Source organism: Bradyrhizobium sp. SZCCHNR1098, from assembly GCF_032489375.1.
GTDB lineage: Bacteria > Pseudomonadota > Alphaproteobacteria > Rhizobiales > Xanthobacteraceae > Bradyrhizobium.
In genome coordinates this window covers 12,623-39,405 of sequence record NZ_JAUEXY010000003.1, presented here as the reverse complement: position 1 = coordinate 39,405, position 26,783 = coordinate 12,623, and the positions used below count along the sequence as shown (strand labels likewise).

The 26,783-nt window shown below is 65.4% G+C and carries 26 protein-coding genes; 12 read left to right on the top strand and 14 right to left on the bottom strand.

Annotated features, from left to right (window positions below; genetic code table 11):
* Positions 1–70: 70 nt before the first annotated feature.
* Positions 71–1,315: an ABC transporter substrate-binding protein gene (locus tag QX135_RS08345; protein ID WP_316176669.1), complete on the bottom strand. Its 1,245-nt coding sequence runs from the start codon at positions 1,313–1,315 to the stop codon at positions 71–73.
* An 82-nt stretch (positions 1,316–1,397) separates the two neighbouring features.
* Entirely contained in the window at positions 1,398–2,216 is an 819-nt protein-coding gene (locus tag QX135_RS08340; RefSeq protein ID WP_316176670.1) for a putative hydro-lyase, read from the bottom strand.
* Between the two features lie 113 nt (positions 2,217–2,329).
* Here QX135_RS08340 and QX135_RS08335 point away from each other — a divergent pair, with 113 nt between their 5' ends.
* From QX135_RS08335 to QX135_RS08325, 3 genes are all read left to right on the top strand, one after another.
* Positions 2,330–3,292, top strand: coding sequence for a LysR family transcriptional regulator (locus QX135_RS08335; protein WP_316176671.1), 963 nt, complete (start codon positions 2,330–2,332; stop codon positions 3,290–3,292).
* A complete protein-coding gene (locus QX135_RS08330) occupies positions 3,289–4,539 on the top strand; it encodes a Zn-dependent hydrolase (protein ID WP_316176672.1) in 1,251 nt (416 codons plus the stop codon). Before QX135_RS08335 ends, QX135_RS08330 begins: the two co-directional genes overlap by 4 nt.
* 224 nt (positions 4,540–4,763) lie before the next feature.
* Positions 4,764–5,675: an NAD(P)-dependent oxidoreductase gene (locus tag QX135_RS08325; RefSeq protein WP_316176673.1), complete on the top strand. Its 912-nt coding sequence runs from the start codon at positions 4,764–4,766 to the stop codon at positions 5,673–5,675.
* A gap of 421 nt (positions 5,676–6,096) precedes the next feature.
* Here QX135_RS08325 and QX135_RS08320 read toward each other — a convergent pair whose 3' ends face one another.
* Entirely contained in the window at positions 6,097–7,170 is a 1,074-nt protein-coding gene (locus QX135_RS08320) for a tartrate dehydrogenase (protein WP_315798114.1), read from the bottom strand.
* A gap of 160 nt (positions 7,171–7,330) precedes the next feature.
* Here QX135_RS08320 and QX135_RS08315 point away from each other — a divergent pair, with 160 nt between their 5' ends.
* The 6 genes from QX135_RS08315 to QX135_RS08290 all read left to right on the top strand — a co-directional run bounded on the left by QX135_RS08315 (position 7,331) and on the right by QX135_RS08290 (position 14,421).
* On the top strand, positions 7,331–8,107 hold the full coding sequence (locus QX135_RS08315; protein WP_315776434.1) for an SDR family oxidoreductase: 777 nt from the start codon (positions 7,331–7,333) through the stop codon (positions 8,105–8,107).
* 79 nt (positions 8,108–8,186) lie between these two features.
* A complete protein-coding gene (locus QX135_RS08310; RefSeq protein ID WP_316176674.1) occupies positions 8,187–9,611 on the top strand; it encodes an amidase in 1,425 nt (474 codons plus the stop codon).
* Positions 9,612–9,817: 206 nt separating this feature from the next.
* A complete protein-coding gene (locus QX135_RS08305) occupies positions 9,818–11,140 on the top strand; it encodes an MFS transporter (protein WP_315737218.1) in 1,323 nt (440 codons plus the stop codon).
* A 26-nt stretch (positions 11,141–11,166) separates the two neighbouring features.
* Positions 11,167–11,829, top strand: a complete 663-nt coding sequence (locus QX135_RS08300) for a sulfite oxidase-like oxidoreductase (protein ID WP_316176675.1) — start codon at positions 11,167–11,169, stop codon at positions 11,827–11,829.
* 151 nt (positions 11,830–11,980) lie between these two features.
* Positions 11,981–12,346, top strand: coding sequence for a hypothetical protein (locus QX135_RS08295; RefSeq protein ID WP_316176676.1), 366 nt, complete (start codon positions 11,981–11,983; stop codon positions 12,344–12,346).
* Between the two features lie 857 nt (positions 12,347–13,203).
* Positions 13,204–14,421 (top strand): bifunctional alpha/beta hydrolase/OsmC family protein, encoded by a 1,218-nt coding sequence (locus tag QX135_RS08290; protein WP_316176677.1) that lies wholly within the window; start codon positions 13,204–13,206, stop codon positions 14,419–14,421.
* A 1-nt stretch (position 14,422) separates the two neighbouring features.
* On the opposite strand, the gene QX135_RS08285 is transcribed toward QX135_RS08290, so the two are convergent.
* Positions 14,423–15,469, bottom strand: a complete 1,047-nt coding sequence (locus QX135_RS08285) for a YeeE/YedE family protein (RefSeq protein ID WP_316177245.1) — start codon at positions 15,467–15,469, stop codon at positions 14,423–14,425.
* A gap of 214 nt (positions 15,470–15,683) precedes the next feature.
* Here QX135_RS08285 and paaI point away from each other — a divergent pair, with 214 nt between their 5' ends.
* Together paaI and paaK are read left to right on the top strand one after the other, a co-directional pair.
* A complete protein-coding gene (paaI, locus tag QX135_RS08280; protein WP_409998887.1) occupies positions 15,684–16,151 on the top strand; it encodes a hydroxyphenylacetyl-CoA thioesterase PaaI in 468 nt (155 codons plus the stop codon).
* A gap of 43 nt (positions 16,152–16,194) precedes the next feature.
* Positions 16,195–17,523: a phenylacetate--CoA ligase PaaK gene (gene paaK, locus QX135_RS08275; protein WP_315737213.1), complete on the top strand. Its 1,329-nt coding sequence runs from the start codon at positions 16,195–16,197 to the stop codon at positions 17,521–17,523.
* 244 nt (positions 17,524–17,767) lie between these two features.
* Here the strand turns inward: paaK and paaE are convergent, their stop codons facing one another.
* The 8 genes from paaE to QX135_RS08235 form a co-directional block, all read right to left on the bottom strand.
* Complete coding sequence (gene paaE, locus QX135_RS08270; protein WP_315772477.1) at positions 17,768–18,847, bottom strand: 1,2-phenylacetyl-CoA epoxidase subunit PaaE; 1,080 nt, start codon at positions 18,845–18,847, stop codon at positions 17,768–17,770.
* A 139-nt stretch (positions 18,848–18,986) separates the two neighbouring features.
* Positions 18,987–19,490, bottom strand: coding sequence for a 1,2-phenylacetyl-CoA epoxidase subunit PaaD (paaD, locus tag QX135_RS08265; protein ID WP_315772475.1), 504 nt, complete (start codon positions 19,488–19,490; stop codon positions 18,987–18,989).
* Complete coding sequence (paaC, locus tag QX135_RS08260; protein ID WP_316162161.1) at positions 19,484–20,260, bottom strand: 1,2-phenylacetyl-CoA epoxidase subunit PaaC; 777 nt, start codon at positions 20,258–20,260, stop codon at positions 19,484–19,486. The genes paaD and paaC overlap by 7 nt, the downstream gene beginning before the upstream one ends.
* A 133-nt stretch (positions 20,261–20,393) precedes the next feature.
* A complete protein-coding gene (paaB, locus tag QX135_RS08255) occupies positions 20,394–20,681 on the bottom strand; it encodes a 1,2-phenylacetyl-CoA epoxidase subunit PaaB (protein ID WP_315737209.1) in 288 nt (95 codons plus the stop codon).
* 14 nt (positions 20,682–20,695) lie between these two features.
* Entirely contained in the window at positions 20,696–21,685 is a 990-nt protein-coding gene (gene paaA / locus QX135_RS08250) for a 1,2-phenylacetyl-CoA epoxidase subunit PaaA (RefSeq protein WP_315813025.1), read from the bottom strand.
* A gap of 78 nt (positions 21,686–21,763) precedes the next feature.
* A complete protein-coding gene (paaX, locus tag QX135_RS08245; protein WP_316234022.1) occupies positions 21,764–22,645 on the bottom strand; it encodes a phenylacetic acid degradation operon negative regulatory protein PaaX in 882 nt (293 codons plus the stop codon).
* A gap of 93 nt (positions 22,646–22,738) precedes the next feature.
* On the bottom strand, positions 22,739–23,215 hold the full coding sequence (locus tag QX135_RS08240) for a phasin (RefSeq protein ID WP_315715766.1): 477 nt from the start codon (positions 23,213–23,215) through the stop codon (positions 22,739–22,741).
* Between the two features lie 188 nt (positions 23,216–23,403).
* Positions 23,404–24,174: a hypothetical protein gene (locus QX135_RS08235; protein ID WP_316176679.1), complete on the bottom strand. Its 771-nt coding sequence runs from the start codon at positions 24,172–24,174 to the stop codon at positions 23,404–23,406.
* A 146-nt stretch (positions 24,175–24,320) separates the two neighbouring features.
* Here QX135_RS08235 and QX135_RS08230 point away from each other — a divergent pair, with 146 nt between their 5' ends.
* Positions 24,321–25,241, top strand: a complete 921-nt coding sequence (locus QX135_RS08230; protein ID WP_316176680.1) for an alpha/beta hydrolase — start codon at positions 24,321–24,323, stop codon at positions 25,239–25,241.
* 109 nt (positions 25,242–25,350) lie between these two features.
* Here QX135_RS08230 and QX135_RS08225 read toward each other — a convergent pair whose 3' ends face one another.
* A complete protein-coding gene (locus tag QX135_RS08225; RefSeq protein ID WP_316176681.1) occupies positions 25,351–26,355 on the bottom strand; it encodes an alpha/beta hydrolase in 1,005 nt (334 codons plus the stop codon).
* 139 nt (positions 26,356–26,494) lie between these two features.
* A complete protein-coding gene (locus QX135_RS08220; protein WP_315715763.1) occupies positions 26,495–26,755 on the bottom strand; it encodes a DUF6489 family protein in 261 nt (86 codons plus the stop codon).
* Positions 26,756–26,783 lie beyond the last annotated feature (28 nt).

The following is a 26,783-nucleotide window of genomic DNA, read 5'->3' as shown; positions in this document are numbered from 1 at the left end:
ATGGGTCCCGGGTCGGCGCCGCCACGCGCTGACGCGCGTCGCGGCTTGCCCGGGACGACACTCGAGGTTGCTACTTCATCGGCCAGGTGGCTTCGGCCACCGCCGCCTGAGTCGGGAAGATCGTGACGAACTTGCCGCCGATATATTGCAGCAGCACCGGGTCGGCGTCGTTGTTCTGGCCGTTCTCGTCGAACTTCACCCGCTTCCAGGGCATGATGGTCTGAGCGCCCGGCATGTCGGTCGCGGCCAGGGCGTCGCGGATCTTCTCGCCGTCGACAGACTTGGCGCGGTTGATGGCATCGGCCATCACGATCAGGCCCATGAACTGGCGCGACGAGTAGTCGTTGAAGTCCTTGCCCGACTTGGCCTTGAACATGTCGTTGATCTTGCCGACCATCGGCCGCTTGGCGGCGAGGTCGAGCGAGAACGAGCCGCGCGAGATCACGCCTTCGAGCTTGTCGCCGACCGCATCATACAGCGCCTTCTCGGAGAAGCCGGCGTCCTGTGCCACGATCGCGTTCGGCTTGTAGCCGAGCTCAGCCATGGTCTTGACCAGCAGGATGCCGTCCGTGGTGTAGCTCGACGGCATCAGCACGTCGGCATTGGCCGCCTTGAGCTGCTGCACCTCGGCCGACAGCGACGGCGAGTTGGCGCGGTACTTGATGTCAGCGACGATCTTGTAGCCGCGCTCATTGGCGAGCTTGAGCTGGGCGTTGCTCGAATCCGTGCCGAAGATCGTGTCCTCGTGGAACAGCGCGAGCGTCTCGATCTTGGTGCCCTTCTTCTTCATCGCATCGAAGAAGTCGAACATCGCCTGCGAGAACATCTCGTCGTGCGGCGCGGCGCGGAAATAGTATTTCAAGCCGCGGCGATGCAGGCTCGGCGAGGAGTTGTCGGCGGAGAGATACGGGATCTGGTAGCGCTCGCAGATCTGGCTCGCCGTCACCGCGACGGCGCTCTGATAGGAGCCGATGACGGCTGCAACCTTCTCCTGGGTGATCAGGCGCTCGGCCTCGGCGCGGCCCTTCTGCGGATCCGCCTGATGATCGGCGAACACCAGCTTGATCTTGGCGCCGCCGAGACCCGGCAGACCCTCGGTACGGGCCAGCGGCAGGTCGTAGTCGTATTTGCCGTTGATGATCTCGGCCGCCGTCTCGAACGCGCGCTGCGCGTCGACGCCGATCTGGGCGCTGGCGCCCGAGAACGGATAGATCACGCCGATCTTCACTTCCGATGTCTGGGCGCGGGCGGCGATCGGACCGAGAGCAGCGGCAGCGGTGGCTCCAAGCAGGACGTTACGGCGCGTAATGGTCATGGCAAGATCCTCTGATGAAAGCGCATCGATGAAGCGGTTGACGTCGGTGGTAAAGGCTCAAAAAGCAGCACAAGCTGGCTGATTAGAGGACGGCGAGATCCTTGTTCCTGAGATCGGTGATCAGCATCAGGCCCGGCGCGTGGGTAATGGCGAAGGGCAGCTTGGCCGCGGCGATGACCGCCTGCGGTGTGACGCCGCAGGCCCAGAAAACAGGGATTTCGTCCGCGGCGACGGGCACCGGATCGCCGTAGTCCGGCGTGTTGAGATCAGCGATACCGATCTGCTCAGGATGACCGAGATGCACCGGCGCGCCGTGCACCGCGGGAAAGCGCGTCGTGATCTGCACTGCGCGGATCGCCTGCGCCGGCTTGAACGGGCGCATCGACACCACCATCGGCCCCGCGAACGGCCCCGACGGCGTGCAGGCGATGTTGGTGCGGTACATCGGCACGCGACAGCCCTGCTCGATGTGGCGGATCGGCAGACCGTCCGCCATCAGCGCCTCCTCGAACGAGAACGAGCAGCCGAGCACGAAGGTGACGAGGTCGTCGCGCCAGTGCGAGAGCAGATCTGTCGGCTCCTCGACCATCTCGCCATCGCGCCAGACGCGATAGCGCGGCACATCGGTGCGGATGTCGAGGTCGGCGCCGAGCGCCGGAATGAAAGGCTTGCCCGGTTCGGACATGCCGATGATCGGACACGGTTTTGGATTGAGCTGACAGAAGCGGTGGAAGACGCCAGCGTACGTCTCGGGGATAATCGCCAGATTGCCCTGGACGAAGCCGTTTGCGACCCCCGCCGTGCTCCAGCCCCTGCCGGTGCGATAATCCAGGCGGGCTTGATGGCTCGGGAGAAGTTCACTCCCACCCGCTGATTGCTGCAATGCCGCAGAAACAGTCATTTGTGCCACTTGCCTAATATCTCGACAAACTCACTGAACATCAGCCATGCTATAAAGTCTAATCTTCGTTTTTAATCGGGATCGATAAGACAAATTGATCCGAGCGGGGCGCGATGTTGGATTTCCGTTCCATCGAGACCTTCCTCTGGGTGGTGAAGCTTGGCAGCTTTCGCGGCGCGGCGCAGCGCCTGAACACCACTCAGCCGGCCATTTCCCAGCGGATCGCCCAGCTCGAGCGCGAGCTCGGCGTCAAGCTGCTCAACCGCGACCACCGCGTGGCGTCGCCGACCGCGAGCGGACGGCAGATGCTGGTGTATGCCGAGAAGCTGATCGGCCTGCGCGCGGAGATGCTGGCCGAGGTCGGCGACCGCTCCGCGATGCGCGGCGTGCTTCGGCTCGGTGTCGCCGAGACCATCGTGCACGACTGGCTGCCGCGGCTGATCAAGAGCGTCAACGAGAGCTATCCGAACCTGTCGCTGGAGATCGAGGTCGACGTCACGCCGAACCTGCATGCGCGGCTGCTGGCGCAGGAGATCGAGCTCGCCTTCGCGCTCGGCTCGCCGTCCGCGTCGGGCATCCGCAGCCGCGTGCTGTGCGACTATCCGATCAGCTTCCTGGCCAGCCCCTCTTTGGGTTTCGGCAAAGGCCTGATCACGGCGGAGCAGATGGCACGGTTTCCAATCATCACCTTCCCGCGCAACACCCAGCCCTACGACAATGTGCGCTCGCTCTTCAATCGCCCGCATCTGCCGCCGATGCGCCTGCACGCCAGCGCCTCGCTGGCGACCGTGATCCACATGGCGGTCGAGGGCCTCGGCGTCGCCGTCATTCCCGCGGCGATCGTCGCCAACGAGATCGAGCGCGGACGCCTGCAGGAGCTGAAAACGGATTTGCGGATTCCGCCGCTGACCTTCACGGCGAGCTGGCTGTCGTCCCCCGAGATGGTCGCGATCGAGCGCGTCGCCGAGCTCGCAGCCAGGACGGCGCAGACGGCCAGCCATCCGGCCGCATCGGTTGACGCGATCGCCGCGGCGCGCGATGGACAGGACGCCGGAGTACAGGGAATTCAAGCATGAGCCGCGCCGTCACCAATCTGCAGATCGATTCCGCCCGCCTCTGGGACAGCATTCACGAGACCGCCAGGTTTGGCGCGACGCCGAAGGGCGGCGTGCGGCGGCTGACCCTGAGCCAGGAGGACAAGCAGGTCCGCGACTGGTTCCGCAGGGCGTGCGAGGATGCCGGGCTCGACGTGCACGTCGACACGCTCGGCTCGATGTTCGCGCTCCGCAAGGGTCGCGACATGGCGAAGCCGCCGATCGGGCTCGGCTCGCATCTCGACACCCAGCCGACCGGCGGCAAGTTCGACGGCATTCTCGGCACGCTCGGCGCGCTGGAGGTGATCCGCACGCTCAACGACGCCGGCATCGAGACCGACGCGCCGCTCTGCATCGTCAACTGGACCAACGAGGAAGGCTCGCGCTTCGCGCCGGCGATGATGGCGTCGGCCGCCTATGTCGGCGACTTCACGGTCGAGGACATTTTGTCGCGGACAGATGCCGCAGGCATGACCGTGGGCGCGGCGCTGGACGAGATCGGCTATCGCGGCGAGACCAAGGTCGGCACGCAGACATTCTCGGGCTTCGTCGAGCTGCACATCGAGCAGGGTCCGATCCTGGAGGCCGAGAACAAGACCATCGGCGTGGTCGATCACGGCCAGGGCGTGTTCTGGTACGACGGCAAGGTCACCGGCTTCGAGAGCCATGCCGGCTCGACGCCGATGCCGCTGCGCCGCGACGCGCTGCTGGCGCTGTCGGAGTTCGCGCTCACCCTGGAGCAGATCGCGCTCAAGCTCGGACCGAACGCGGTCGCCACCATCGGCGAGGCCGTGATCGCCAATCCCTCGCGCAACGTGATCCCCGGCGAGATCGCCTTCACCATCGACTGCCGCAGCGCCGACGCCGAGACGCTGGACGCGCTCGATACCAGCCTGCGTGCGGCGGCGAGCGAGATTTCCAAGAAGCGCAAAGTCGAGATCGCGATCGACCAGGTCTGGCGCAAGCCGCCGACGCACTTCGATCCCAAGCTGGTCGATGCCGTCGAGCGCGCTGCCGGCACGCTCGGCTATTCGCACCGGCGCATCACGTCGGGAGCGGGCCATGACGCCTGCAATCTCAACACGATCATGCCGGCCGCGATGGTGTTCGTGCCCTGCAAGGATGGCATCAGCCACAACGAGCTCGAGGATGCCACGCAATCCGACTGCGCCGCCGGCGCCAACGTGCTGCTGCACACCGTGCTGTCGCTGGCGGGCGTGGCGTCGTGACGGGCTGATTGCTCTCACTCGCTCCTACTTTAAGTTATCATTCTCCGATCTAAGTCGCGCAGGCACACTGAGCTCCCCTCCCCCTTGCGGGGAGGGGTCGGGGGTGGGGGTCCACAACGGCGGTGTCGCCCGGGGCTCCCCCTCCCCAACCCTCCCCCACAAGGGGGAGGGAGCACAGCTTCGTCGGCGCGACTGCTCGGCACATCCCGAAAGGAGACCATCACGTGCGCGGAGTTTTCATCGACGCCAACGAGTCGCTTGCCGAGATTTTCGAGCGGCAGCGCAAATCGGGCGATCCCGAGATGCGCGTGCATCTCGATCCGGACATCAAGCCGGACGACTGGCCCGCCATTCTCGATGGCGCCGAGATCGGCGTGGTCGATCACACCGCCCTGCCCACCGAGGTCGCGAAGCAGTGCAAGGGGCTCAAGCACGTCGTGTTCCTCGGCACCGGCGCGCGCAGCTACATGAATCCGGAGGAGCTGGCCGATCTCGGCATCACCGTGCACCTGATCAAGGGCTATGGCGATACGGCGGTGGCAGAAGCAGCGATCGCGCTGATGTGGGCCTCGGCCCGCGGCATCGCGCAGATGGACCGCGAGATGCGCGCCGGCAACTGGCTGCGCGACGACGGCATGCAGTTGACCGGCAAGACCCTCGGCCTGATCGGCTTCGGCGGCATCGCCGCGGAAGTCGCGCGCATCGCGTCCGGCAGCGGCATGAAGGTGATCGCCTGGAACCGCTCGCCGAAGAGTCATCCGGGCGTGGAGTTCGTCGATCTCGACACGCTGCTCAAGGAGAGCCACGTCGTCTCGCTGCATCTCCTGCTCAACGACGAGACAAGCGGCTTCCTGTCCCGCGACCGCATCGCGCAGATGCGGCCGGGCGTGATCTTCGTGAACACCGCCCGCGCGGCCATCGTCGACGAAGCCGCGATGATCGACGCCTTGCGCTCCGGCCACATCCGCCACGCCGGCCTCGACGTCTTCAACACCGAGCCGCTGCCCGCCGGTCACGTACTGACCACCATCCCCAACGTGACGCTGTCGGCGCATTCGGCGTTCCGCACGCCGGAAGCCAGCGAAAACCTGATTCACGCGGCGTGGGAGCACTGCCGCAGGGTGGCGAAGAAGTAGTTGTTGACGCGTAGGGCGGGCAAAGCGGCCGCCGCTAGGCGGCAGCGTGCCCACCGTCGATCAGCGCGTACGCGGCAAGACGGTGGGCACGGCGCCACCGCGATCTCATGCGGGGATGCAGCAGAGCCGCGCCTTTGCCCACCCTACGGCTCTTCCCTTCGTCATTGCGAGCGCAGCGAAGCAATCAGAGTCCCGCGACGCCCCCTGGATTGCTTCGTCTGCTCCTCGCAATGACGTTGTTGATCGAGCTGTCGCCCCAACCGCCCCTGTCGTCCCGGCCTAGTGCGCAATTGCGCACGCGGCGCCGGGACCCATACCGCGTGATGTCACGAGGGCGGACGGTGGTTGATACCGGGGTCAACAATGTCTGCCGGTGGTTATCGGCCCCGGCATTCGCCGGGGCGACAACAAAGAGTCGTTGCTAGTCCACCATGTCCGCGACGGCCTTGCCGCACGCCACCGTATCGGCGTTGCCGCCCAGATCCCGCGTGCGCAGCGTCCGCTCGGCCAGCGTCCGCTCGATCGCGCCGACGATCGACTGCGCTGCAGTCTTCTCTCCCAGATGCTCCAGCATCATCGCGCCCGACCAGATCATGCCGATCGGGTTGGCAATCCCCTGCCCTGCGATATCGGGCGCCGAGCCGTGCACCGGCTCGAACACCGACGGGAAATTGCGCTCGGGATTGATGTTGCCCGACGGCGCGATGCCGATCGTGCCGGTGCAGGCAGGTCCCAGATCGGACAGGATGTCGCCGAACAGATTGGAGCCGACGACGACGTCGAACCAGTCCGGGTGCAGCACGAAATTCGCGGTGAGAATGTCGATGTGGTACTTGTCCCACTTCACGCCCGGATAGTTCTTCGCCATCGCTTCCACGCGCTCGTCCCAATACGGCATCGTGATCGAGATGCCGTTGGACTTCGTGGCCGAGGTCAGGTGCTTCTTCGGCCGCGACTGCGCCAGCTCGAAGGCGAACTTGAGGATGCGGTCGACGCCGACCCGCGTCATCACCGTCTGCTGGGTGACGAACTCGCGATCGGTGTCCGGGAACATGCGGCCGCCGACCGAGGAGTATTCGCCTTCGGTGTTCTCGCGCACCACCCAGAAATCGATGTCGCCGGGCTTGCGACCCGCCAGCGGCGACGGCACGCCGGGCATCAGCCGCACGGGACGCAGATTGACGTACTGATCGAACTCGCGGCGGAACTTGATGAGCGAGCCCCACAGCGACACATGGTCTGCGATCTTGGCGGGCCAGCCGACGGCGCCGAAATAGATCGCGTCATGGCCGCCGATCTGCGCCTTCCAGTCGTCCGGCATCATCTGGCCGTGCTTCTCGTAATAGTCGTAGCTCGAGAAGTCGAAATGATCGAACTGCACCGCGACGCCGTGCTTCTTGGCCGCCGTCTCGATCACGCGAATGCCCTCGGGCATGACCTCCTTGCCGATGCCGTCGCCGGGAATGACTGCGATGCGATAGGGCTTCTTGCTCATCGAGCGGATCCTTGGTCGTTTACGCCGGTACGCCCGGCTGAAATGGCGAATGCCTGAATGAACCAAACCACGCCCAAGCGCAACGCTGCGGTGCAAGATTGACCGCATGGCTGACGCGCCAGACAATCCTATCTCCTCACCCATCCCAGCGAGCACGTCCATGGACCTTCATCTGCGCGGCAAGCGCGTTCTCATCACCGGCGCGTCCAAGGGGATCGGTGCCGCAGCCGCCGAAGCCTTCGCCGAGGAAGGCTGTCACGTCAGGCTTGCAGCGCGCAGTGGCGACCGGCTCGCGGCCCTGGTCGAGCAGCTGCGATCGAAGCATCAGATCGATGCGGCCGCGCATGTCGTGGACCTGCGCAAGAGCGAGGACGTCGCGCGGCTGGCCGAAGCTGCTTCCGATATCGACATCCTCGTCAACAATGCCGGCGACATCCCGGGCGGCGCGATCGACAAGATCGACGAGGCGGCCTGGCGGCATGCCTGGGACCTGAAGGTGTTCGGCTTCATCAATCTGACGCGCCTGGTCTATGCGCAGATGAAGGCGCGCGGTGGCGGCGTCATCATCAACGACATCGGCGCGGCCGGCGAGAAGTTCGACGCCAACTACATCTGCGGCAGCGCCGGCAATGCGGCGCTGATGGCCTTCACCCGCGCGCTCGGCTCCAAGAGCCTCGCCGACAACATCCGTGTGGTCGGCATCAATCCCGGGCCGGTCGGCACCGATCGCCACGTCACTCTGCTCAAGACCCGCGCCAAGCATCAGTTCGGCGACGAGAGCCGCTACACCGAATTCCAGAAGAGCCTGCCGCTCGGCCGTCCCGCGCATGTCAGGGAGATCGCCGACCTGATGGCGTTCCTGGCCTCGGACCGTGCCGGCTACACCTCCGGCGTGATCTATACCGTCGATGGCGGCATCAGCGCAGGGTGGGGTTGATCGCCGCGACCTTTCCACCTCAGCCGAAACATGATCTACGACTTTGCGCCGGGACGCTTCCAATCAGGAGAACTGCACTTTGGCCGACCAGGGATTGATCCGCGAGAGCGCCTGCGCCGTCGTCGACAAGTTGAAGTCCGGCAAGGTCACGCCGCTGGATTGCCTCGACGCGCTGGAAGCGCGCATCAAAGCCGTCGACGACAAGGTCAATGCGCTGCCGACTCTGTGCTTCGATCGCGCCCGCGAGCACGCCAAGGCGCTGATGCAGAAGCCGGTCGCCCAGCGCGGGGTGCTCGCCGGACTTCCGATCCCGATCAAGGACCTCACGGATGTCGCCGGCGTGCTGACGACGCAGGGCTCGCCGATCTTCAAGGACCGGATTCCGGAACGCTCCGATCTCCTGGTCGAGCACCTCGAATCCAACGGCGGCGTGATCTACGCCAAGTCGAATACGCCGGAGTTCGGCGCCGGCGCCAACACCTTCAACGAGGTGTTCGGCGCGACGCGCAATCCCTGGGACACGTCCCGCTCGGCGGCCGGCTCCTCCGGCGGCGCCGCGGTGGCGCTTGCCACCGGCATGGCCTGGTTGGCGCACGGCTCCGACATGGGCGGCTCGCTGCGCAACCCCGCGAGCTTCTGCGGCATCGTCGGCCTGCGCCCGAGCTTCGGCCGCGTCGCGCATACGCCGGCGGTGGCCATCGACCGCAATCTCGCCATCCAGGGCCCGATGGCCCGCAACGTCGCGGACCTCGCGCTGCTGCTCGACGCGATGAGCGGCGAGCACGCCGCGGATCCGATCTCGCTGCCCTCGCCTGCGACGTCGTTCCTGGCCGCGGCGCGCTCCGGCAAGAGGCCGGTTCGCGTTGCCTACTCTCCGGATCTTGGCATCACGCCCGTGGATCCGGAAGTCGCTGCGGTCACCCGCAAGGCGGCGCAGCGCTTCGCCGAGCTCGGCGTGATCGTCGAGGAGACGCATCCCGATTTCAGCGAGGCGCATGAATGCTTCCACGTGCTGCGCGCGCTCGACTTCGCGATGAGCAAGGCGGAGCTGCTGCGTACCAAGCGCGACCTCTTGAAGCCCGAGGTGATCTGGAACATCGAGGAAGGGCTGAAGCTCACGGTCGCGCAGATCGCGCGCGCCGAGGCGCAGCGCGTGGCGATCACCGCGCGCGCCGTCAAGTTCTTCGAGACCTATGATCTGCTGCTGGCGCCGGCCACCATCGTACCGCCCTTCCCGGTCGAAAACCGCTACGTCGCCGAATGCGCCGGGCATAAGTTCGACAACTACGTGCAATGGCTCGGCATCGTCTACGCGATCACGCTGGCCTGTTGCCCAGCCCTGTCGCTGCCCTGCGGCTTCACGGCGTCGGGTCTTCCGGTCGGACTGCAAATGGTCGCAGCGCCGCGCGCCGACGCCAAGCTGCTCGCAGGCGCCAAGGTGCTGGAGGACGTCCTCGGCGTTGCCGGCTCGACCCCGATCGATCCGCGCGCGCCGAAGGGCTAAGTCATTCCCCTCATCCTGAGGAGCCCGCCGAAGGCGGGCGTCTCGAAGGATGAGGCCGCAGCGTGATGCTTCCCCGCCTCGACACCGTTTGTGGCACGCGCGCAGAGTTCCATGCGCTGAACATGGGACCCATGTCCGTTATCGTCTGTGGCAATCGGGGCTGCTGCCGTAGAAGGGCCGCAAATCACGCTTGCCGGAGACCGGATATGACTGACCAGGTGATCGAGCCTGCCGAAGAAGCCACGACGTTCAGCGACGTCGAGCGCCGCATCAAGGCGATCCTGATCGGCTCGGCCGGCAACCTGGTCGAATGGTACGATTTCTATGCCTATACGGCGTTTGCGCTGTATTTCGCGCCGGCCTTCTTTCCATCGAAGGACCCGGTCGTCGAGCAGCTCAACGCTGCGGTCGTGTTCGCCGCGACCTTCCTGATGCGCCCGCTCGGCGGCTGGCTGTTCGGCTATCTCGCCGATCACCATGGCCGGCGGCTGTCGCTGACCGTCTCGGTCCTCTGCATGTGCTTCGGCTCGCTGATCATTGCGGTGACGCCGACCTATGCCACCATCGGCATCGCCGCGCCGATCATCCTGGCGCTCGCCCGCGTCATCGAGGGCCTCAGCCTCGGCGGCGAGTATGGCGCCAGCGCCACCTACCTGTCCGAGGTCGCTGACGCCAAGCATCGCGGCTTCTATTCGAGCTTCCAATACGTCACCCTGATCGGCGGCCAGCTCACCGCGATCATCGTGCTGCTGCTCCTGCAGAAGGTGTTCTTGACAACCGAGGAGCTCAAGGCATGGGGCTGGCGCATTCCATTTGCGATCGGCGCCGGCCTCGCCATCTTCACCGCCGTCATGCGGCGGAACCTGCATGAAACCGAGGCCTTCGTGGAAGCAAAGAAGACGGTCAGTCCGTCGGGATCGATCACCACGCTGCTCAAATATCCGAGAGAGCTGCTGCTGGTGGTCGGCCTGACCGCGGGTGGCACGGCGGCATTCTACACCTTCACGACCTACATGCAGACTTTCGTCAAGCTGTCGGTCGGCCTCACCGAGGACCAGACCACGATGGTGATCTTCGGCTCGCTGCTGTTTGCCTGCGTGCTACAGCCGCTCTATGGCGCGATCTCCGATCGCATCGGCCGCAAGCCGCTGCTGATCTTCTTCGGCGTCGCCGGCACGCTGGCGACGATCCCGATTCTGACCGTGCTGCAGGGCACCAAGGAGCCGTTCACAGCTTTCCTGCTGATCTGCGGCGCCTGGATCTTCACGGCCGGCTACACCTCGATCAACGCGGTGGTGAAGGCCGAGCTGTTTCCGACCAATGTCCGTGCGCTCGGTGTCGGCCTGCCCTACGCGATCACCGTCTCGCTGTTCGGCGGCACCGCACCGGCTATCGCGCTCTACTTCAAGAGCATTGGGCACGAGACCTGGTTCTATTATTATCTCACGGGCGTGATCTTCACGTCGCTACTGATCTATGCGACCATGCGTGACACCAAGCATGCGTCGGCGATGCACCGCCATGAATGAGCTGCCACCACGGATGAGGTGCCGTCATGGCTGACGAGTCCGGGCTACCGCCCGAGAGCAAGCTGACCCGCAGCAAGGAGCGCTGGGCTCACGAGGGCAAATTCCTGACCGGCCGGATCGTGCGGCCCGAGGACCAGCGCCTGCCGCCGGGCCAGCATCTGACCCGCGACTGGCCGGTGCTCGATCTCGGCCTGACGCCCTCGGTCACATCAGAGCGCTGGCGGCTCGACGTCTATGGCGCGGTGGAAAATCCTCTGTTCTGGGATTTCTCCGCCTTCCTCGCCCAGGAGCAGCGCCAGTTCACATCCGACATTCATTGCGTGACGACCTGGTCGCGCTACGACAATCAATGGGAAGGGCTTGCGACGCGCGACCTGCTTGCCGCCTGCCGGCCGCGCGACACAACCGATTTCGTCGTGCTGCATTCCTACGACGGCTACACGACCAATCTCGCACTGGAGGACTTCGCCGCCGAGGACGCCCTGCTCGCGCATAGCTGGTCCGGCGCGCCGCTCACCCAGGAGCATGGCGGCCCGGTCCGCATCGTCGTGCCGCATCTGTATTTCTGGAAGAGCGCAAAATGGCTGAAGGCGATCGAATTCCTGGACAAGGATGCGCCCGGCTATTGGGAGGTGCGCGGCTATCACAACCGCGGTGATCCCTGGGCCGAGCAACGCTATTCGGACTGATGGGCTGACAGGACCGTAGGGTGGGCAAAGACGCGAAGCGTCGTGCCCACCGCCGTCGCCACTGAAATGAAGCTGAAAAGAAAAGAATGGTGGGCACGCTCCGCTTTGCCCACCCTACGGGCTCAGTTTCCGAACCTGCCAGAGATATCGCATGGAGTTCACCTCAGAAACCGGCAAGATCCCCAAGGGATACGGGTATCTTCTCAAGCCGAGCGTCATCCTCGCCGCACTGACCGCAAGAGATCTCGGCGGCATTCGCATCCACCTCGTTCGAAGCCACGGCAGGCGTCTGTTCGATGCGCGATATCGGCCGCCGGACGGCGACATTCCTTATGAGCGTCTCAACATCAAAGTCGGCACCGCGCACGAGCGGGACTTGCCTGGACTTCGTCGGCGCGCGAAGGACGAAGCCCTGCCCGCGCTCGTCCAATGGATTTCCGATCTCGTCGCGCAGGACCTGCCGACAGTGATCCGGCACGGCGAACAGGAGATCGAGCTTCTGCCGCCGCGAGAGTGATCATGGCCTGGTCTTGAGATCGATCGCTTGCCTAGGCTGACCGGAGTCCGACTGCATATGGAGATACGTCGCGACGAACAAGTACGCCAGTTAGTTACTCCGTCATGCCCGGGCTCGTCCCGGGCATCCACGTCGTTCCCAGCATGCCGAACGGCGTGGATGGCCGGGACAAGCCCGGCCATGACGACCTTGAGGCAGGCGAGCGCAAAACTACGATCGTCAAATGCGATAGCCCCGGGGCGGACCGAACGGTGATGGCGTCAATAATGTGATCCCTCGTCCCGCCTCGTTTCCACAAAATATGCCCCTTGCATATTTCTGAAAATCGTGATTTACTCACCGCCGTCCCGCCTCGTTGCAGAGGGGCGTATCGCGATCGTCACGGACGTGGAGCGCGGGATGCGGTGGGCGCAACGGGTTGCAGCGTGGTCTTCCATGCGGACGAACGATCCGGTGCGCACGGCGAAATCGTGTGGTCTCGGCGCCGCGGTGCTGGCGTCAAGTCGTGGTGCGGATGACGCGCATCGCGATGACGGGGGCAAGACAGCCGTTCCCCGGAGAGAGCACGTATAAGCCGTTCCAACCATTGCGCAGGGAAGGCCGGGATGTCCTCAGCCGTACCTGTGGTTCTGCCGCCTGCATTTTTTCCGCAGGCGGGCCATGGGGGCGGCAGGCTCCCGACCTTCCCTGCGCCCTCTCGATTGCAGAGGGCGAATAGCCGCAAAGCTCGGGCCGTACAGGCCGCGAGAATGCGCCATCATGTCTGCTGGTATGGCCCTATCTGTTGTATGACGATGTGAGACGATGCGGTGTCATCGCCTCGAGCGGTAGTGAAGACGCAACGAATGGGGCACGATATGCCGACCGAACGTTTCCAGTTTGAAGGCGCAAGCGGCGAGCAGCTTGCCGCTGCGCTCGACCTGCCCAACGGTTCGCCGCGCGCTTACGCGCTGTTCGCGCATTGCTTCTCCTGCGGCAAGGACACGCATGCGGCGCGGCGCATCGCCATGGCGCTGACGGCGCATGGCATCGCCGTGCTGCGGTTCGACTTCACCGGCCTCGGCTCCAGCGAAGGCGACTTCGCCAACACGACGTTCTCCTCCAACGTCGCCGATCTTGTCCGCGCCGCCAATCATCTGCGCGAGACCCGACAGGCGCCGGCGATCCTGATCGGCCACAGCCTCGGCGGCGCCGCCGTGCTGGCGGCCGCCGGCGACATTCCCGATGCGAAAGCCGTCGTGACGATCGCCGCGCCTTCGGATCCGGGCCATGTCACCAACATGTTCAAGGACGGCCTCGAGGCGATCCGCCGCGACGGCTCGGCCGAGGTCTCGCTCGCGGGGCGCCCGTTCCGGATCAGCAGCTCCTTCCTCGACGACATCGCCGAGCAGCGCCTGCTCGACAAGGTCAAGCATCTGCACAAGGCACTGCTGGTGATGCACTCGCCTGTCGACGAGACCGTCGGCATCGACAACGCGACCCACATCTTCGTCGCTGCCAAGCATCCGAAGAGCTTCATCTCGCTCGATCACGCCGATCATCTCATCAGCAGCAAGCTAGATGCCGCCTATATCGCCGAGGTGATCGCGAGCTGGGCCGGCCGTTACGTCGCACCGGCGCCGGTCGAGCTTGCGGCCACCGATGGCCCGCGCGACGTCGTCGTGCGCGAGACGCGGGCGAGCAAGCTGCAGCAGAGCATCGCGCTCGGGCCCCACCATCTCACCGCAGACGAGCCGCTCTCCGTCGGCGGCCAGGACTCCGGTCCGGGCCCCTACGACCTTCTGCTCGCGGCGCTCGGCGCCTGCACCTCGATGACGATGCGGCTCTATGCCGACCGCAAATTGCTGCCGCTCGACCTGATCACCGTGACCCTGCGTCACAACAAGATCCATGCGGAGGACTGCGCGGCGTGCGAGACCAAGGTCGGGCTGATCGATCAGCTCGAGCGCGAGATCCACATGGACGGCGCGCTCGATGAGGAGCAGCGCAGGAAGCTGATGGAGATCGCCGACAAGTGCCCGGTGCACCGGACGCTGACGTCGGAGATCCGCATCGTCACGCGCGCGGCCGACTGAGCTAACGCGCCGCTTCCGGCTCCATCTTCAGCGGCCGCACGCGCAAGGCGCCGCGCAGGCCTGCGGCCGTGCCGATGAAAATGCCGGTGATGGCAACGAACGATGGCAGCGCCAAAGTGGAGAGTCCCGTGAGCCCCTGCCCGACCGAGCAGCCCAGCGCCATCACGCCGCCGATGCCCATCAGCGCGGCGCCGCCAACCGAGCGCAGCATGTGATTCGGCGAGTGAAAACCTTCGAGCTTGAAGCGGCGCGTGACCAGCGCCGTCACGAGACTCCCCGCCAGCACGCCGGCGACCGTTGCGATGCCGAAGTTCACCGTCGAGCCGGTCGACAGCATCACATATTGCAGGCCGTCGGCGATCGGCGCGACGAAGGTCAGGGACGCCACCGGCACCGGATTGAACTCATCGGCGCCGAGATAGCCGGTCGCGAACCAGCCGGCCGCGATCAGCAGGCCGACGACGAGGCCCGCGAGCATCTGCCCCGGTGCGCGCCGGAACGGCGCATGCGCGAAGGCGAACACGATCAACACGCTGCCGAGCGCGAGCGCCGGCAAGAGGCGCGCTGGCGCACCGTGCAGGCCGCCGGCCGACAGCAGCGCAGGAAGCGATGTCGCCGCGGCCGTGGTCTGCGAGGCCTGCATCAGCGCGATGCGCAACGGCGCGATCAGGCCCTTCAACGTCATCTCCGCAGCGATCGCCAGCACCGTCACCACGACGAAGGAGCGCAGATTGCCGCGGCCGAGCAGCACCAGCGCGCGCGAGCCGCAACCATTGGCGAGCACCATGCCGTAGCCGAACAGGACACCGCCCAAGAGCATCAGCGGCACCGAGAACGTCGGCTGCAGATAGATCGACTTGCCGAGATCGACGGCCCCGTTGGCCGCGAGCAGCTGTGTGGCGACGATGGCGATGCCCATCGCCAGGGCGTAAGTTCGCACCAGCCGGCGGTCGCCGTCGGCCCACCAGCCGCGCAGGCTGCTCATCATGCAGAAGCCGCTGAGCAGCCCGACCACGCCATAGATCAGGCCGATCATGAGACCGGCCATCACGGCCAGATTGGCGGCTTCGGGCACGTTCAGGAATCCTTCCGGTTGCGGACAACACGCGCGTTGCGCAGGCAGCGCTTTCGCTTGACGCGCGCAGAATATTTGCCACGATGTCGCACCTAACTAGATGAGAATGCTTGTTCCAACAAGCATCGACGGGAGAGAACGCCGTGATTTCAGAAACGCATCCTCAGGGGTGGCCGACGCATCGCGCATGCATGGAGGCCGCACGGTGAGCGGCGTGGCGACACTTTCCCCCGACGCTCTCGCCCGCGCCTGCGCCGACGCGATGTGGCAGGATGATCGCGCCAGCCAGGGGCTCGGCATGCACATCGTCGAGATCGGCCCCGGACGCGCCACCCTGCAGATGCAAGTGCAGCCTCACATGGTCAACGGCCATGGCATCGCCCATGGCGGCTTCATCTTCACGCTGGCCGATTCCGCCTTCGCATTCGCCTGCAACTCGCACAACGACCGCACCGTGGCCGCACAGGGCAGCATCAGCTTCATCCGCCCCGGCAAGCTCGGCGACGTTCTGCTTGCCCGCGCGCACGAGGTGTCGCGCAGCGGGCGCTCCGGCATCTATGATGTCCGCGTTACGGCAGGCGACACGGTGATCGCCGAATTCCGCGGCCATTCGCGCAGCATCGGCGGCACGCTGGTCCCGGCCGCCGCGAGCTGATCCGCTTCCCTATCGCCCCGCGCCCCCGCCGGAGGACCTGACCATGACATCGACCAAGCTTCAATCGACCGGCAGCTACGTTCCCGAGATGGACGAAACCGAGCGGGCCTCGCGCGACGAGATCATGGCGCTGCAGACCCGCCGGCTCGCCTGGTCGCTCAAGCACGCCTACGACAACGTCGCCCATTACCGCCAGGCTTTCGACAAGGCCGGCGTGCATCCGTCGGATTTCCGCGAGCTTGCCGATCTGGGCAAGTTTCCGTTCACGGTGAAGACCGACCTGCGCGACAATTACCCGTTCAACATGTTCGCCGTGCCGCGCGAGCAACTGGTACGGGTGCACGCCTCCTCGGGCACGACCGGCAAGCCGATCGTGGTCGGCTATACCCGCAACGACATCGCGACCTGGTCGGCCGTGATGGCACGCTCGATCCGCGCCGCCGGCGGCCGCAGCGGCATGATCATCCACAACGCCTATGGCTACGGCCTGTTCACCGGCGGCCTCGGCGTCCACTACGGCGCCGAGCAGCTCGGCTGCACGGTGGTGCCGATCTCCGGCGGCATGACCGAGCGGCAGGTGCAGCTGATCAATGATTTCCGCCCTGACATCATCACCGTGACGCCAAGCTACATGCTGGCAATCCTCGACGAGTTCAAGCGTCAGGGCCTCGATCCGCGGCAGAGTTCGCTCAGGATCGGCATCTTCGGCGCCGAGCCATGGACCAATGCAATGCGCGCCGAGATCGAGGACGCATTTGCGATGGATGCCACCGACATCTACGGCCTGTCCGAGGTGATCGGCCCTGGCGTGGCGCAGGAATGCCTGGAAACCAAGGACGGACTGCACATCTGGGAGGATCACTTCTATCCGGAGATCGTCGATCCCGACACCGGCAAGGTGCTGCCCGACGGCGAGATGGGCGAACTGGTGTTCACCTCGTTGACCAAGGAGGCCTTCCCCGTCATCCGCTATCGCACCCGCGATCTGACCCGGCTGCTGCCGGGCACCGCGCGGCCGGGCATGCGACGGATGGAGAAGGTCACGGGCCGCTCCGATGACATGATCATCCTGCGCGGCGTCAACCTGTTCCCGTCACAGATCGAGGAGATCCTGCTGTCGACCGAATGGTGCGGCGGCCATTTCATGCTGGAGCTGACGCGCGAGGGCCGTATGGACGAGCTGACGATCTACGCGGAGTCGCGACCGGAGCATTGGGACGAGACCGGCCTCGGCGCGCATGCCGAGCGCATCTCCATCCACATCAAGAACACCATCGGCCTCACGGCAAAGGTGAAAGTCGTCCCGCCCGACACGCTGGAGCGCTCGGCCGGCAAGGCGAAACGGATCAAGGACAAGCGGCCGGTGGGGTAGCCGTTCAGAGATGAATCGAGGTTGAGCGCCGATGACAGTGAGCTCCCTCGCCCCGCCTGCGGGGAGAGGGTTGGGGTGAGGGGGACTCTCCACGCACCGAACTCGCGGAGAGTCCCCTCACCCGGATTGCATCTAACGATGCAATCCGACCTCTCCCCGCAAGCGGGGCGAGGTGCAGCGAGCGAGCCGAGCGAGCGTGCTCACATCAGCCTCGATCAGCAGTCGAAATTTCGCGGCCACTACCTCACACATGATCGTAGTCCACCACCACGCGCTCCGTCACCGGCCTGGCCTGGCACGTGAGCACAAAGCCAGCCTGCAGCTCCCATGGCTCCAGCGAGTAGTTCAGCTCCATCTCCGCTCTCCCCTCCACCAGCTTGGCGCGGCAGGTCGAGCACATGCCGCCCTTGCAGGCGAAGGGCAAGTCCACACCGGCGCGAAGCGCGGCGTCGAGAATGGCCTCGCCGTCGGCGACCGGGACCTCGCGGCGCTTGCCGTCGATGATCAGCGCGGCGATCGCCTTGGGCGGCGCCGTATCAGGCACAACAGCTTTCGGCCGCGGCTTGCCGCCGGCGCCCGAGACGAAGCGCTCGACATGGACGCGCTCGTCAGCGATGCCGAGCGCGCGGCAGGTGGCCGCGATGTCCTCGCTCATGCCGGTGGGGCCGCAGATGAAGATATGATCGATGCTCTCGGCCGGCACCAGCGAACGCAGCAGCACGCGCACCTTCTCGCCGTCGAGCCGGCCGTGCAGGATCGGCAGATCCTGCTCCTCACCGGAGATGACGTGGAACACCGAGAAGCGGTCGAGGAAGCGATCCTTCAGCTCCTCGAGCTGTTCGCGGAACAGCATGCCTGCGGTGGTGCGGTTGCCGTAGAACAGGAAGAAGCGGCTGTGCGGCTCCCGCGCCAGCACGGCTTTCACGATCGAGAGGATCGGCGTGATCCCGGAGCCGGCGGCAAGGCCGACGTGAGTACGCGCGGCCTCAGGCTGCAGTGCCACGCCAAAACGGCCGGTCGGCGTCATGACGTCGATCTCGTCGCCGCGCCTCAATTCGTCGGTGACGAAGCTGGAGAATGCGCCGCCATCGACACGCTTCACGGCGATCCGGATCTCGTCGTCATCGGGACCGGAGCAGATCGAATAGGAGCGCCGGACCTCCTCGCCGCCGAGCGTGGTCTTGAGCGTGAGGTATTGCCCTGGCGCGAAGCGATAGTCATCGGCAAGCTCGTTCGGAATCGCAAAGGTCAGCGACACCGCATCGGGCGCCTCCCGGCGCAGGTCACGGACGGCGAGACGATGGAAGCGTGGCGTTGTCGACATCGAACCTATCTCCACGTCATTGCGAGCGAAGCGACTTGTCCGCCGAAGCCCGAAGGGCGTAGGCGGAAGCAATCCAGGGCTGCGCACTCGACTCTGGATTGCTTCGCTTCGCTCGCAATGACGGCTGCATAAGCCTGCATCAGTGGCACTTGAAATAATCGAACGGCTCGCGGCACGACCTGCAGCGCCACAGCGCCTTGCACGAGGTCGAGCCGAACTCGGCGAGTTGCTCGGTGTCGACGGATCCGCATTGCGGACACGCAACCTCGGCCACGCCAAACAGCGCGCGCCGGCCGCTCGACGGCTGCGGCGGCGCGATGCCGTACTCCCGCAACTTGCGGCGACCCTGCTCGCTCATCCAGTCCGTGGTCCAGGCCGGCGACAGCACAGTGCGCACGCTGGCCTCGCGGAAGCCGGCTCGCTCCAGCGCCAGCTCGATCTCGAGCGCGATCATGTTCATCGCCGGGCAACCGGAATAGGTCGGCGTGATCGCGACGTCGACCCGTTCCCCGACCACCTCGACCTCGCGCAGCACGCCGAGATCGTCGATCGTCAGCACCGGGATTTCCGGATCGACCACCGACGCCGCCGCCTCCCAGGCACGCTGGCGCAGCTCAGCCGGGCTCAATTCGGCGACTACCACGACGCACCGGGGAAGCTGCGCTGCATGTATTGCAGCTCGCTGAGGAGATGGCCGAGATGCTCGCTGTGACGCCCGTCGCGGCCGCCCTGCTGCATCCAGTCCTTCTCCGGCAGCACCAATGTCGCCTCACGCGCGACATGCGAGACGATCGACAGCCATTCCGGCAGCAGCATCGTCGGATCGATCGCGATGCCGGCATCGATCAGGCCGCGCTCCGCATCGTCGACACTGAACATCTCGCCGGTATAGGCCCAGAGGTCATCGATCGCAGCTTGCGCGCGGCGGTGGCTCTCGTCGGTGCCGTCACCGAGCCGGATCACCCATTCGCTGGCATGGCGCAGATGATAGGCGCATTCCTTCTCAGACTTGGCCGCGATCGCCGCCAGGGTCGCGTCGGTGGAGCCCATCATGCCCCGCCAATAGAGATCGGCGAACGCCGCGTAGAAGAGCTGGCGCACCATCGTATGCGCGAAATCGCCATTGGGACGCTCGACCAGCAGCAGGTTGCGGTACTGCCTGATATCACGAAGATAGGCGAGCTTGTCCTCGTCGTTGTCGCAGCCCTCGACCTTGGCGGCGTAGCCATAGAGCTCGCGCGCCTGGCCAATCAGGTCGAGCGCCATGTTGGAGAGCGCCATGTCCTCTTCCAGCATCGGCGCATGGCCGCACCATTCGGAGAGGCGATGGCCGAGGATCAGCGCATCGTCGGCGCGGCGCAAGGTGTAGAGCACCAGCGGCGTTTCGGAGACGGTGATCGAGGGTGCGGTCATGGTTGTGATCCGATCAGCCCGCCACGAACTCCGTCATTGCGGGCGCGGCGAAGCAATCCAGGGATTCATCCGAGCAGGCAGTCTGGATTGCTTCGCTGCGCTCGCAATGACGACGGCTGAGATCCTCAGCCGATCACATATGCCCGACTTCCTCGGGCACCTCGTAGAACGTCGGATGCCGATAGATCTTCGATTCCGCCGGCTCGAACATCATGCCCTTGTCGGCGGGATCGGACGCGGTGATCGCGCTCGACGGCACCACCCAGATCGACAGGCCCTCGCCGCGGCGGGTGTAGATGTCGCGCGCGGCCTGCAGCGCCATGGTCGCATCCGGCGCATGCAGCGAGCCGCAATGCTTGTGCGCGAGCCCGTTGCGGCTGCGGATGAAGACCTCCCACAACGGCGTGTTCGGCGTCGCCATGACTGACCTCCCTGCTATTCGGCCGCTTGCGCCATCTGGCGCCGCGCGCGCTTCTCTGCATAGGCCGCGGCGGCCTCGCGCACCCAGGCGCCGTCGGCATGCGCCCCGCGGCGCGCCGCCATCCGGTCGCGGTTGCACGGGCCGTTACCGGCCAGCACCTGCTTGAACTCGTTCCAGTCGATCGGGCCGTGGCGCCAATGGCCCTGCTCGTCCTGCGTCATCTCGGGATCAGGAATGGTGAGCCCAAGATACTGCGCCTGCGGCACGGTGGCATCGATGAACTTCTGGCGCAGCTCGTCATTCGAGAAGCGCTTGATCTTCCACTTCGTCGAGGTGTCGCTGTGCTGGCTGGCCTGGTCGGGCGGGCCGAACATCATCAGCACCGGCCACCACCACCTGTTCAGCGCATCCTGCGCCATCGCCTTCTGCTCGGCGGTGCCGCGGCAGAGCGTCAGCATGATCTCGTAGCCCTGCCGCTGATGGAACGATTCCTCCTTGCAGACGCGGATCATCGCGCGCGCATAGGGACCATAGGAGCAGCGGCACAACGGAATCTGGTTCATGATCGCGGCGCCGTCGACCAGCCAGCCGATCACACCGATATCCGCCCAGGTCAGGGTGGGATAGTTGAAGATCGAGGAGTACTTCGCCTTGCCGGCCAGCATCGCATCGACCAGCTCCTCGCGCGAGGCGCCGAGTGTCTCGGCGGCGGCGTAGAGATACAGCCCATGGCCGCATTCGTCCTGGACCTTGGCGAGCAACGCCGCCTTGCGGCGCAGGCTCGGCGCGCGCGTGATCCAGTTGCCCTCGGGCAGCATGCCGACGATTTCGGAATGGGCGTGTTGGGAGATCTGCCGGATCAGCGTCTTGCGATAGGCCGACGGCATCCAGTCATTGGGCTCGATGCGCTCCTCGGCATCGATGCGGGCCTGAAAGCGCGAGGCGCGTCCAGCGTCCTCGGCGAAGCTGCCCTCCTCGGGCGAATTGAGCGCCTGCGTGTACATGCGGCGGCGTCCTCCCAGGACTTGGTTGTCGCCAATATATAACGATATTTTATCCGTGCAATCGAATTCTGTAATATATCAGGGTGCCTCATGCACGTCGGCAAAACGCCGCTGCAGCGCCGCGCCGGCCTCCGGCAGCGGGCCCTGATCGTTGGTCGCATGGGTGTCGAGCCAGCGCTCGGAACCCGGCAGCAGCAACCGATAGATCTCGCCACACAGCGCCCGGGCCTGCCGTCCCGGCCAATTCCCCGGCAGCAGCTCGGCCGGCAGCAGCGGATCGCGCAGCACGATGCGCCGGTAGTGGTGGATCAGCAGGATCCGCGCGGTGAAGGCCTGGCCGGCGGAGAGCGCCTCGCCGCGCGCGATGCTGTCCTTGAGTGGCGCAAAGGAGGCGGTGAACTTGCGGTACGCCTCCGCCGTCCGCTCCTGCGCCCAACTCTCGGCCACCAGCCGCCGTGCCATGTCGGAGCCGGCCGACGCCTGCAGGCGGATGGCTCCCTCCACAGCGTCAGGGACGGCGATGCTCGCGGGGGCCACGAACACGCCGGGCAGCGGGCTGCCGAAACCGGCATCGCGCAGGGCGGCGCGCGCCTGCTCGCGATCATCGGCGCTGCCGATGAGCAGCAGTTCGAAGCTGCCGTTCCATTCCGCCGGCGGTGAATCGTAGATGTGGCGGGTGGCACCGGCGAAGGTCTGCTCGCCGCGACGGGTCAGGCGATAGAAGCTGTTGCGGCCTATTCTGGTGCGCTCGAACCAGCCTTCCGCCGTCAGCCGCGACATCGCCGTGCGCACCACGCTGCCGTCGATGGCCAGCCCTTCGAAGAAGGCGAGCAAGGTGCCGAGCCAAACGCTGCCGCCCCGCGGCACGATGGCGTCGCCGAACACGGTGATGATCAGCGACCCCGTGCGCGACGGCTCGCTCTTGAGCTGATGGACGATCCGGGACAGCGGCTGCGGCATGGCGAAGGCTTTAGCCGGTTTCACCCGATCGCAAAAGAAAAGGCCCGCACGATGCGGGCCTTGCAGGTTGATCGTCTGACGCGCGAGACGCGCTCAGGCGGTCTTGTTGTAGGCCTTGGCCATGTTCTCCTGGGCGAGCTTGGCACCCTCGGTGACGAGCTTGCCGACATACTCGCTGGTCGACTTGGCGCGCGCGACCAGCGCCTCGCCACGGGCACGGGCCAGCTCACCCTGGATCTGGACGGCCTCGCTGATCGACTTGGCGGACGCCAGCCGGTCGATGCCGTCGAAGAAGGCCTCGGTGTCCTGATACAGCGCCTGCTGAATGTTGCGGCTGATCTTGCCGGCCTCGGTCACGCCGTCGAACACAGCGGTCTCGATCGCCGATGTCACCTTCTCGGAGCCAGCGAGGGCCTCCGCAGCGCGCTCCTTGGCGGTCGACGCGGTCTTCTTGACGAACTCCCGCGCGGACTCCGGCACTTCCATCGTCTGCAGGTTCTTGAACGCGTCGGTCACCGGTGCAAAGGCATCCTTGACGGTGTCGAACACGGTGTTGGTCTCGGTGGTCATGGCTGTCTCCATCCTCAATGGTTCTGAGCTATGGGCTCACTCCGTCCCTTATGAAACCGGAGTGACTCAGCTATATCATTTCGGATGGTGCGCCGCAACATAAATGTTGCAGTGCACCATCTTGGGATAAGAGGAAGGCGCTCGCCACCTCAGAGCGCCCCGCGCAAGTCGGGGCGTTCGGGCGACCCTCAGTGCTCGGCAGGGGCGCCGCCGTGCTTCTTGTTGCGGTTCTTCCCCGACCGGGCCGGCTCGGCCGGCTTTGGAGCCGCCTCGTCAGCCTTGGGCGCGGCGTCGACCGGCTGCGACGGCTTCATCGTGTCGAGCATGGCCCGGATCTCGCGCAACTCTGCCTCGATCGCGACTGTCGGTGACGGATCGGGTGCTTTGGCAGCGTTCAGCGTCTGGTCGAGCAATGCTTTGATCTCGCTCAACTGAGGCGTGACGTCGACGGCGGGTTTTGCCGCCGGTTGCGGAGCCTTGGTTGCGGCAAGAAGCTCGTTGAGCAAGTCCTTGATCCCCTTCAAGTCCGGCGTGACGTCGCGCGGCGGCGCCACGACTGGCGCCGGCGCCTTGGACGCGGAGAGAAGCGAATCCAGCATGCTCTTGATCTCGTTCAATTGCGGAGCGGGATCGGCGGGCGCCTTCGCAGGCACCTGTGTGGAAGCCAGCAGCTCCTTCAACAGCGCCCGCGTCTCCGCCAGCTCGCCCTCGATGGAGGCGAGCCGCTCATTCAAGGCGGTGAGCTGACCACGGCTCGGCACGTTCATGCCGGCGAAGTAGTTTTCCATCAGATCGACCATGGGCTTCTGTCCGTTTCCTGAACCAGTTGCGGGATCATTGGAGGATGGACGGGGCGTCACGCCCATCGGGCGCAGCCGCGTGAAGGCGCTGAAGCTCCTCTGCATCTCACCGACCATCTGCTGCCAGAATGCGATCGGGTCGCCGGATTTGTTCGCCATCGGCACGCTCCTTCAGACCAACACAAGACTCAAACACAACCTCTCATAGCACGCCTTCGTTGCGGTGCGGGAGAACTTGTAGCTTGCTTCTCTCAAGCAACAGACCCATGCCATAGAGGGTTCCAAGGCTTTGAACGAGGGATCAAGTGACTGCAACTGCTCATCAGCTGCCGCAGACTGTGCGCGCCAACGGTATCGACATCTGCTATGAGATCTTCGGCGACCCGGCTGCCCCTCCCCTCGTGTTGATCATGGGCCTCGGCGGGCAGATGATCATCTGGTATGATGAGTTCTGCGAACAGCTCGCAAGCCGCGGCTTCCGCGTGATCCGCTTCGACAACCGCGACATCGGCCAGTCGAGCAAGCTGCATGGCGGTCGCCGGTTGACGCCGTTCGAGCTGATCAAGCTGCGCTTCTTCAACATTCCCGTCTCCGCACCCTACAAGCTGCTCGACATGGCCAAGGACACGGTCGGCCTGATGGACGCGCTCGACATCAAGTCGGCGCATCTGGTCGGCGCCTCGATGGGCGGCATGATCGCGCAGGAGATCGCGATCTCCTTTCCGCATCGCGTGCGCTCGCTGACGTCGATCATGTCGACGACCGGCAATCCGCGCATCCCGCCGCCGACGCGCGAGGTCGCGATGCTGCTGATGGCGCCGCCGCCGAAGACCAAGGACGAGTACATCAAGCGCTTCCAGAAGACCTGGAAGGCGCTGCGCGTCGGCTCATTTCCCGAGGACGAGGCAAGTGACGTGGCGCTCGCCGAACGCTGCTTCGCGCGCGGCATCAATCCCGCCGGCGTCGGACGTCAGTTGCGCGCGATCCTGGCCTCCGGCAGCCGCAAGCCGCGGCTGCATCTGGTGACGGCGCCGACACTCGTGATCCACGGCAAGGTCGACCCGCTGGTCCATCCCACCGCCGGCAAAGACACCGCCCAGTCGATTCCAAATGCCAAGCTCCTGATGATCGACGGCATGGGCCACGCCACTCCGCGGCCGATGTGGCCGCAGATCATCGACGCGATCGCCGAGCACGCGCACGGCGCGAATGCGCAGGCGGCTTAGGAGAGCCGACGCGCTGCGTCGGCAGGCTTGACGACACCTGTTGTTGTTTGTTGTTGTTTGGCTCGGCCGCAGCCTCTCACTCGGACGTGCAATCTGCCTCGGCCGTTCTTCAACCGAACCGTCGCCGCCGCCATTCGATCAGCTTGGCGCTGACCTCCGCGGGCTGCTCCTGCTGCGTCCAATGGCCGCTGTCGCGGACGAGATGTTTCTCCAGGTCCGGCACCAGCTTCTCCATGCCGTCAGCGGCCGAGGGCGGCAGCACGGCGTCGTTCTCCGCCATGATCATCAATGCCGGCACCCGCACCGTATGATCGAGCCCTTCCGAGCGCTGCCAGTTCCGCGTCATGTTGCGATACCAATTGATGCCGCCGGTGAAGCCGGTGCGTGTGAAGGTGTCGACGAACACCTGCTTCTCCGCCTCCGACAGGATCGGCTGCCGCGTGTCCTTGGCGGCGTCATAGGCCGCGATCATCTGTGGGAACGCCAGGTTGAGCGATGGCGAGGCTGCGATCCCACCGGCCGGCGGCTCCGTCGGCGGCGCATCGCTGCGCGGCAGCGGCTTGCGCATGAAGGCATCGAAGGTCTCCGCGACGCGGCTGCCGAAGATGCGGTCCGGCTCGCGTGCGGGATCCTGGAACTGCACGATGTACATCATGTCGCCGAACCGCTTACGCATGATGGCAATGGGATCAGCGGGCGCGCGTGGCAGATGCGGCGTGTTGATGCCGACGACGCCGGCGACACGCTGCGGATAGCGCAGCGGCATCTGCCAGACGACGAAGCCGCCCCAGTCGTGACCGACGAAGATCGCCTTGTCGATCTTCAGGTGATCGAGCAGACCGACGAGGTCGGCGGTGAGATGCTCGAGATCATAGGCCTCGACCGGCTCCGGCCGGTCGGTCGCGCCATAGCCGCGCTGATCGGGTGCGATGACGCGGATGCCGGCCTCGGCCAGCGCCTTGATCTGATGCCGCCAGGAAAAGGCCAGTTCCGGCCAGCCGTGACAGAGGATCATCGGCGGCCGGTCGCTGACGGGGCCCGCCTCGTAATAGCCCATGCGAATGCCGTTGGTCGTCGCGAACTGCAGCGCCGGCATCCAAGACGGATCGGTCATGCATCCTCCCCTGAAGCTGTTCAGCCGGCCTTTTTCGACCGGTCTTCGGCGTCGGCGTGGAGCCTGCTCCATGCCGTGACGTCACGCCGCTTCTCTTCGGAGTTCCGCGCAAGCGAAATCCGTGCAGCCGCCGGCCGCGTCAGGCCGACTTCTTGTCGTTCGAGCGGCTGCCGCCGAGGCCCGTCATGGTCAGCATCAGGTCCTGAAACCGTTCGGCCAGGCGGGGATCGAAGGTGAACCAGCTCTGCATGATGGCTTCGGGCGTCAGCTTGTCGATGTTGCTCGTCATCTGGTTCTGCAGCCGGTCCATGACCGCGGCCTGCATCGGACCGACATCGGGAAGTCCGAAAAACTGCCGCGCTTCGAGCGGTGTGCAATCGATCTCGATATTGACTTTCATGTCCGCTCCGCTGTTCGAACCATCCCGA

Coding starts and splice junctions, on each gene's coding strand:
- QX135_RS08345 (WP_316176669.1), bottom strand. CDS start 1,315: ATGACCATTACGCGCCGTAACGTCCTGCTTGGAGCCACCGCTGCCGCT.
- QX135_RS08340 (WP_316176670.1), bottom strand. CDS start 2,216: ATGACTGTTTCTGCGGCATTGCAGCAATCAGCGGGTGGGAGTGAACTT.
- QX135_RS08335 (WP_316176671.1), top strand. CDS start 2,330: ATGTTGGATTTCCGTTCCATCGAGACCTTCCTCTGGGTGGTGAAGCTT.
- QX135_RS08330 (WP_316176672.1), top strand. CDS start 3,289: ATGAGCCGCGCCGTCACCAATCTGCAGATCGATTCCGCCCGCCTCTGG.
- QX135_RS08320 (WP_315798114.1), bottom strand. CDS start 7,170: ATGAGCAAGAAGCCCTATCGCATCGCAGTCATTCCCGGCGACGGCATC.
- QX135_RS08315 (WP_315776434.1), top strand. CDS start 7,331: ATGGACCTTCATCTGCGCGGCAAGCGCGTTCTCATCACCGGCGCGTCC.
- QX135_RS08305 (WP_315737218.1), top strand. CDS start 9,818: ATGACTGACCAGGTGATCGAGCCTGCCGAAGAAGCCACGACGTTCAGC.
- QX135_RS08300 (WP_316176675.1), top strand. CDS start 11,167: ATGGCTGACGAGTCCGGGCTACCGCCCGAGAGCAAGCTGACCCGCAGC.
- QX135_RS08295 (WP_316176676.1), top strand. CDS start 11,981: ATGGAGTTCACCTCAGAAACCGGCAAGATCCCCAAGGGATACGGGTAT.
- QX135_RS08290 (WP_316176677.1), top strand. CDS start 13,204: ATGCCGACCGAACGTTTCCAGTTTGAAGGCGCAAGCGGCGAGCAGCTT.
- QX135_RS08285 (WP_316177245.1), bottom strand. CDS start 15,469: ATGGCCGGTCTCATGATCGGCCTGATCTATGGCGTGGTCGGGCTGCTC.
- paaI (WP_409998887.1), top strand. CDS start 15,684: ATGCATGGAGGCCGCACGGTGAGCGGCGTGGCGACACTTTCCCCCGAC.
- paaK (WP_315737213.1), top strand. CDS start 16,195: ATGACATCGACCAAGCTTCAATCGACCGGCAGCTACGTTCCCGAGATG.
- paaE (WP_315772477.1), bottom strand. CDS start 18,847: ATGTCGACAACGCCACGCTTCCATCGTCTCGCCGTCCGTGACCTGCGC.
- paaC (WP_316162161.1), bottom strand. CDS start 20,260: ATGACCGCACCCTCGATCACCGTCTCCGAAACGCCGCTGGTGCTCTAC.
- paaB (WP_315737209.1), bottom strand. CDS start 20,681: ATGGCGACGCCGAACACGCCGTTGTGGGAGGTCTTCATCCGCAGCCGC.
- paaA (WP_315813025.1), bottom strand. CDS start 21,685: ATGTACACGCAGGCGCTCAATTCGCCCGAGGAGGGCAGCTTCGCCGAG.
- paaX (WP_316234022.1), bottom strand. CDS start 22,645: ATGCCGCAGCCGCTGTCCCGGATCGTCCATCAGCTCAAGAGCGAGCCG.
- QX135_RS08240 (WP_315715766.1), bottom strand. CDS start 23,215: ATGACCACCGAGACCAACACCGTGTTCGACACCGTCAAGGATGCCTTT.
- QX135_RS08235 (WP_316176679.1), bottom strand. CDS start 24,174: ATGGCGAACAAATCCGGCGACCCGATCGCATTCTGGCAGCAGATGGTC.
- QX135_RS08225 (WP_316176681.1), bottom strand. CDS start 26,355: ATGACCGATCCGTCTTGGATGCCGGCGCTGCAGTTCGCGACGACCAAC.
- QX135_RS08220 (WP_315715763.1), bottom strand. CDS start 26,755: ATGAAAGTCAATATCGAGATCGATTGCACACCGCTCGAAGCGCGGCAG.